6 protein-coding genes are annotated in these 5,663 nt (G+C 64.0%); 2 read left to right on the top strand and 4 right to left on the bottom strand.

Translation table 11 applies throughout. From position 1 onward, the window contains the following. Nucleotides 1-62: 62 nt before the first annotated feature. Nucleotides 63-521: a cell division protein ZapA gene (locus EG244_RS19790; RefSeq protein ID WP_124966874.1), complete on the bottom strand. Its 459-nt coding sequence runs from the start codon at nt 519-521 to the stop codon at nt 63-65. Continuing rightward, the gene (locus EG244_RS19785; RefSeq protein WP_124966873.1) at nt 514-1,620 is read right to left on the bottom strand and encodes a coiled-coil domain-containing protein; all 1,107 of its coding nucleotides are present in this window, start codon (nt 1,618-1,620) and stop codon (nt 514-516) included. The genes EG244_RS19790 and EG244_RS19785 overlap by 8 nt, the downstream gene beginning before the upstream one ends. A gap of 273 nt (nt 1,621-1,893) precedes the next feature. On the opposite strand from EG244_RS19785, the gene tkt reads away from it, so the two are divergent. Together tkt and EG244_RS19775 are read left to right on the top strand one after the other, a co-directional pair. Further along, nucleotides 1,894-3,912 (top strand): transketolase, encoded by a 2,019-nt coding sequence (gene tkt / locus EG244_RS19780; RefSeq protein ID WP_124966872.1) that lies wholly within the window; start codon nt 1,894-1,896, stop codon nt 3,910-3,912. Between the two features lie 678 nt (nt 3,913-4,590). Beyond that, nucleotides 4,591-5,040, top strand: coding sequence for a TspO/MBR family protein (locus tag EG244_RS19775; RefSeq protein WP_233589084.1), 450 nt, complete (start codon nt 4,591-4,593; stop codon nt 5,038-5,040). Nucleotides 5,041-5,106: 66 nt separating this feature from the next. Here the strand turns inward: EG244_RS19775 and EG244_RS19770 are convergent, their stop codons facing one another. Both EG244_RS19770 and EG244_RS20580 read right to left on the bottom strand, forming a co-directional pair. Then, complete coding sequence (locus EG244_RS19770; protein ID WP_124966870.1) at nt 5,107-5,286, bottom strand: hypothetical protein; 180 nt, start codon at nt 5,284-5,286, stop codon at nt 5,107-5,109. Nucleotides 5,287-5,312: 26 nt separating this feature from the next. Further along, nucleotides 5,313-5,477, bottom strand: a complete 165-nt coding sequence (locus tag EG244_RS20580; RefSeq protein WP_158617381.1) for a hypothetical protein — start codon at nt 5,475-5,477, stop codon at nt 5,313-5,315. Between the last annotated feature and the right edge of the window lie 186 nt (nt 5,478-5,663).

Raw genomic sequence — 5,663 nt, 5'->3', positions numbered from 1 at the left:
CAGAACAGATCAGTCCTGATGAACAAAAACCGTCCTGCACTCAGGGCTATTTCAGCACCCTGTTAATTGTCGAAGTTCAGATCCGCCAGTTCGCCGGCGCGTTCTTCGGCGGCGTCTGCCATGGATTCGGCCTCTGCTGCCAGCTCAGCCATGCGGTCGATCAGGCTGCGGGGGATGACCGGAACCTCGACGCGGGTCTCTACCGGGACCTCGACGATTTTCTCAACGACCACATCGACTTTGCGCGGCGGCAGCGCCTCAAGTTCTGCGAGCCTCGCCTCAAGCTCGGTCACGCGGCGACGGGCCTGCGCGGTCTGGTCCTCATGCCCGGCCAGGCGGTCCGCAAGCATCAGCCCCGCCATCAGCAGCATCCGGGTCTCGGGCATCCGGCCCGCCTGGGTCATCAGGGGGGCGGCTTCGGCATCGAGAATGGCGGCGGCGGTCCGCAGATGGCCCTCTTCGCCGGGCTGGCAGGACATGCGAAAGACGCGGCCGCCGATGGTCAGATCAAGTTCAGGCATTCACGACCTCCGGGGCCTCAGTGGCGGGAACAGGCACCAGCAGCGGATCGAGCGCGGCCAGAAGGGCATCAAGCTCTGCCCGCTCAAACTCACGCGCCGAACTTAAGGCTTCCACCTCAGCCTCAAGGGCGCGGTTGATTGCACTGCCGTCGACGCTGCCGGTGGCCATGGCCTCGCGCAGGGTGCGCATGGCGTCGCGCAGCTGGATATTCACATTGCGCATCCGCGCCATTTCAGCGGCCTGAGCCTCGACCTGGGCGTTGAGCGCGGCAAGACGCTCCTGCTGGGTCGCGGTGGTCCCGGCGTGGCGCGCCTGCAGAATCGACAATTGCTCTGCGAGGGCCGCCGCATGGCGCTCGCCATCGGCATTGACGGCTTTCAGGCGGGCGATCTCGGCCGGATCGGCGCGCGAGGCCGCCGCGGCCACCTCAGCGGCAGAAGCGTCAAGGGCAGCGCGCAAAGTGGCGATTTCGCTGTCGCGGGCCTCAATCTGGCCGGTCAGCGCCAGAACCACTTCCTCAAGCGTCGCGGTCGAGCCGCTGTGACGCTCGGAGAGCGCCGCGAGGCGCGCGGTCAGATCTGCGATCCGGGCCTCTGCCTCAAGGAGTGCGGCCTGGGCCTGCGGGTCGGGCTCGGGTGCTGCGGCTTCCAGGCTTTGAAGGGCTGCGATCTGGGCATCGCGCGCGGCGATCTCACCATTCAGCAGCTCAACCGCCTGTTGCAGCGCCGCAAGCTCTTCGGCAAGGGCGGCCGCCACGGCGGGATCCGCCTGCGGGGCCACCGCCGCGACCGGTGCGGCGCGCAGCTCTGCAAGCTCAAGATCGCGGGACTCAATCTGCGCGCTGAGTTCCAGCACCACCTCTTCGAGCGTGGCATGGGTGCCCACAAGCTGCTCAGAGAGGGCGGCGACTTCGGCGCGGGCCTCTTCGGCCAGACGGGTCAGACGGGCGATCTCAATTTCAGACGAAAGATCTTCGTGATCCTGCGCGCGCGCCAGGACCTGGGATGCCGGAGGCGGCTCGCCGAGCCGCTCAAAGGCTGCGCCGATTCGGAGAAGGGCCGTCGCGAGACGGCGCTGGTGCTGTTCAAATTCCTGCATACCGGCTCTGGTCAGTCCCGCGTCATCAGTTCCTGCCCCGCCGCGTTGAAAGGCTGCGACGGGCTCTGCCCCAATGGCAGTTGCCGCCCATACTGCCCGAAGCGCAGCGCCCGCCGCAAGGCCTGAGCCGTAAACAGCGCGATTGAGCGAAAATTCAGCCCGATTCAAGCCGATTACCGCCGATTTGCGGCATCGCGGCGCTTGCAACTCACAGCCACGCTGTTATCAAACCCGCGCCCGGACCCCCACCGGCACCCCAGACAGGAGATCCCCATGGACATCGCCACCCTGCGCGCGAGCCACCCAGACCACTGGCAACTGGCCGGCGCGATCCGTGCGCTTGCGATGGATGCGGTTCAGGCCGCAAACTCCGGTCACCCCGGCATGCCGATGGGCATGGCCGATGTGGCGACCGTTCTGTTCCAGAACCACCTGAAATTTGACGCCTCGGCCCCGATGTGGGCGGATCGCGACCGCTTTATTCTTTCGGCCGGTCACGGCTCGATGCTGATCTATGCGCTGCTGCATCTGACCGGCTACAGCGATATGACCATTGATCAGATCAAAAACTTCCGCCAGTGGGGCGCGAAAACCGCCGGCCACCCGGAATATGGCCACGCCCAGGGCATCGAGACCACCACCGGTCCGCTGGGCCAGGGCATTGCCAATGCCGTGGGCTTTGCCATGGCAGAAGAAAGCCTGCGCGCCCGCTTTGGTGCCAAGGTTGTGAACCACAAGACCTGGGTCATCGCCGGTGACGGCTGCCTGATGGAGGGCATCAGCCAGGAGGCCATCGGCCTTGCGGGCATGCAGAAGCTCTCCAATCTGGTCGTGCTGTGGGACAACAACAACATCTCGATCGACGGCCGCATTTCGATGTCGGATATCACCGACCAGCACAAGCGCTTTGAAGCTTCGGGCTGGAAAGTGATCGCCTGCGACGGTCATAACCCGGCTGACATCGACCGCGCCCTGACGGAAGCGAAGAAATCCGACCGCCCGGTTCTGGTTGACTGCAAAACCATCATCGGTTTTGGCGCGCCGAACAAGCAAGACAGCGCCGGTGCGCATGGCTCGCCGCTGGGCGATGCGGAAATCAAGCTGACCCGCGAAGTCTACGGCTGGACCCATGAGGCTTTCGTGATCCCGGCGGATCTGAAAGCGAAATGGGAAGCCATCGGCGCCCGCGGCGCTGCGGAGCGCGGCGAGTGGGAAGCCCGCTTCGCCACCCTGCCGGGCGGCAAACAGGCGGAATTCACCCGCCAGATGGCGCTGGAGGCCCCGAAAAAGCTCGCCGGTGCTGTGAAAGCGCTGAAAAAAGAGCTGGCGGAAAAGCTGCCGAAAGTGGCGACCCGGAAAGCCTCGGAGATGGCGCTGGCGGTCATCAACCCGGTGATGCCGGAAACCGTCGGCGGCTCGGCGGATCTTTCGGGCTCAAACCTGACCAAAACCGCTGATCTTGGTGTGTTCAATGCTGAGAACCGCAAGGGCCGTTACGTGCACTTCGGGATCCGTGAGCACGCTATGGCGGCTGCGATGAACGGCATGATTTTGCATGGCGGTGTGCGCGCTTACGGCGGGACCTTCATGTGCTTCACCGATTACGCCCGTGGCGCGATGCGCCTCTCGGCGCTGATGGGTGTGCCGTCGGTTTATGTCATGACCCACGACTCGATCGGTCTGGGCGAAGACGGTCCGACCCACCAGCCGGTGGAACATCTGGCGATCTGCCGCGCGACCCCGAACACCCTGGTGTTCCGCCCGGCCGATGCGGTTGAGACCCTTGAGGCCTGGGAAATCGCGCTGACCGAATCCTCGCGTCCTTCGGTTCTCGCGCTCTCGCGTCAGAACCTGCCGACGCTGCGCAAGACCTTCACCGCGAAGAACCTGACCGCTCAGGGTGCCTATATCCTGGCCGAAGGCTCGGCCCGTCCGAAAGCCATCCTGATGGCGACCGGCTCGGAAGTGGAAATCGCGATGAAAGCCCGCGATATCCTGGAAGCCGAAGGTGTGCCGACCCGTGTGGTCTCGGTCCCCTCGATGGAGCTTTTCGCAGCCCAGCCCGAGAGCTACCGCAAGAAGGTCCTGCCCGCAGGTCCGGTGCGTGTCGCTGTTGAAGCGGCCGCCCGTATGCCCTGGGACCGCTTCCTGCTGGGGGAGCGCGGCGCTGAGAAAAAGGCGGCCTTCGTTGGCATGGAAAGCTTCGGCGCATCGGCTCCGGCTGAGGTGCTTTACGAGAAGTTCGGCATCACCGCTGAGAACATCGCCAACAAAGTCCGCGCGATGCTCTGAGGCCTGAAGCCCGGATAACTTTCAAAAACGCGGCGGGTCTTCCGCCGCGTTTTTCGTTTGCAGCGCCTTGGATCCGAAGATGAGGATCCCCTGTGCGAAGGATCGCTTTTTCAGGTGCTTATCAGAAGTGGCTCTCCCCGCAGCTGAATGCGCAGGCGGGAAATCTGCGACGCGCCACCCGCTGACCGCAGAGCAGCGGCCTGCCGGAGGCCGGAAAGACGCGCCGGGTGCGAAACAAACATCCCCTTCTGACGTTGAATTTCTCCCAGGTTTTGGACGACAGGCCTGCCAGCCAAAGCAGGCCCTGTTGTCCCATGGCGCGCATGAGCAAGGGCATGTGCCCGGCCCATATTACAGCCACGGCATCTTCCGCCCCCCATGCGTTTGCCTGATGTGCAGCCCTGCTCTTCCCCGGGGGCAATCGGCTGGCCATTTCGTCGCCCGACCGGTTGTGTCTGCACTGCCCTCCCGAAAAGCCCGGTGTCCGCCCCCGCACGAGGACAGGCGGCTGCCCCATGAAAGCAGCGGAGGGTGCCGCGTCCCAAACCCAGACTGCGGGCGGAGATCAAGCCGCATCAACCCGGCTTTTCTTGTCCGCCTCCGGAACCTGCGGCGCAGGTTGAGGTTGGTTATCAGGTTCCCTTTAACGTTGCGCGGTCTGCTTTGAAATCTCAATGGTTGTGGCTTGTTGTTTTCGTGGTCGCTGTCTCGGGCATCGGGGCGGTGATCGGTATGAACTTCCCCCCCGGGCCCTGGTTTGAAACCTTGCAAAAACCCTGGTTCCAGCCGCCAAATGCGGTTTTCGCTCCGGTCTGGACGGTGCTTTATGTGATGATCGGTGTGGCTGGCTGGCGGATCTTCTGTCTGGAAGATGAGCCTGGGCTGCGGGTCCTCTGGGGCGTTCAGATGGGGCTGAACTTCCTGTGGTCCCCGGTATTTTTCGGCCTGCAGACCGCGGGCTGGGCGCTGGTGGTGATCGCGGGCCTCTGGCTGGTGCTGGTGGCCTTCATCCGGCTGGCCTGGCGCGAAGAGCGGGTCTCGGCCTGGCTTTTCATGCCCTATCTGGCCTGGGTAAGCTTTGCCACGGCGCTGAACGGCGCGATCTGGTCTCTGAACCGCGGCGCCTGAACGGCCTGACAGATGAAAACGGCCCGGGCAGTCCTGCCCGGGCCGTTTCCCTTTGGTGCAGAGAGATCAGCGGGCCTGGTGATGCGCCTCCTGAGCATCGGCCTGGGCATCCATCGCGCGCCGCCAGTAGCGCGCGGGGTTGCAGGCCTGGGGCATCCCTGCACTCTCAGAGGACGTTCCAAAGGCGTCAGAAGGCGCCGCCCGTTCCTGCAAAGGCCAATCCTTTTCGGATTTTACAGGTGTCATGGCAAAGCTCCTGGACGGATCAGACCTCAGCGTTGCTGGGGCTTTTGCGGCGCATTGCCCTGCTGCTGCCCGCGGCCGGGCGACTGCTGCTCCTGCTGGCGGGTCTGATCACGATCCTTGGCCGGGTCCTTCATCTGACCCTGCTTCTGATCGTGCTTCTGGTCGCGCATATTGTCTTTCGAACCGGTCATGAGATCCTCCTAATCTCGGTCTCCTCCAGCTCCCGGGGGAACTCGGGAACAGCTTCAGCCTGCCCGAGACAGCGATCACATCGGAGTAACGAAATCCTGGGTCATTAAAATGCGCTGCTTTCTGCCAGGAGGGGGTGCGAGACGCAAAAAGCCCGGCTTTCGCCGGGCCTCTTTGCCTGTTCGATG

This window comes from Falsigemmobacter faecalis (assembly GCF_003863335.1).
In the GTDB taxonomy this organism is placed as follows: Bacteria; Pseudomonadota; Alphaproteobacteria; order Rhodobacterales; family Rhodobacteraceae; genus Wagnerdoeblera; species Wagnerdoeblera faecalis.
Note: the sequence above shows the minus strand (reverse complement) of the source record. Positions and strands in the feature narration are given on the sequence as shown.

What these genes read in the sequence shown, in the direction of transcription:
- EG244_RS19790 (WP_124966874.1), bottom strand. Translation starts at nt 521, where the DNA reads ATGCCTGAACTTGATCTGACCATCGGCGGCCGCGTCTTTCGCATGTCC.
- EG244_RS19785 (WP_124966873.1), bottom strand. Translation starts at nt 1,620, where the DNA reads ATGCAGGAATTTGAACAGCACCAGCGCCGTCTCGCGACGGCCCTTCTC.
- tkt (WP_124966872.1), top strand. Translation starts at nt 1,894, where the DNA reads ATGGACATCGCCACCCTGCGCGCGAGCCACCCAGACCACTGGCAACTG.
- EG244_RS19770 (WP_124966870.1), bottom strand. Translation starts at nt 5,286, where the DNA reads ATGACACCTGTAAAATCCGAAAAGGATTGGCCTTTGCAGGAACGGGCG.
- EG244_RS20580 (WP_158617381.1), bottom strand. Translation starts at nt 5,477, where the DNA reads ATGACCGGTTCGAAAGACAATATGCGCGACCAGAAGCACGATCAGAAG.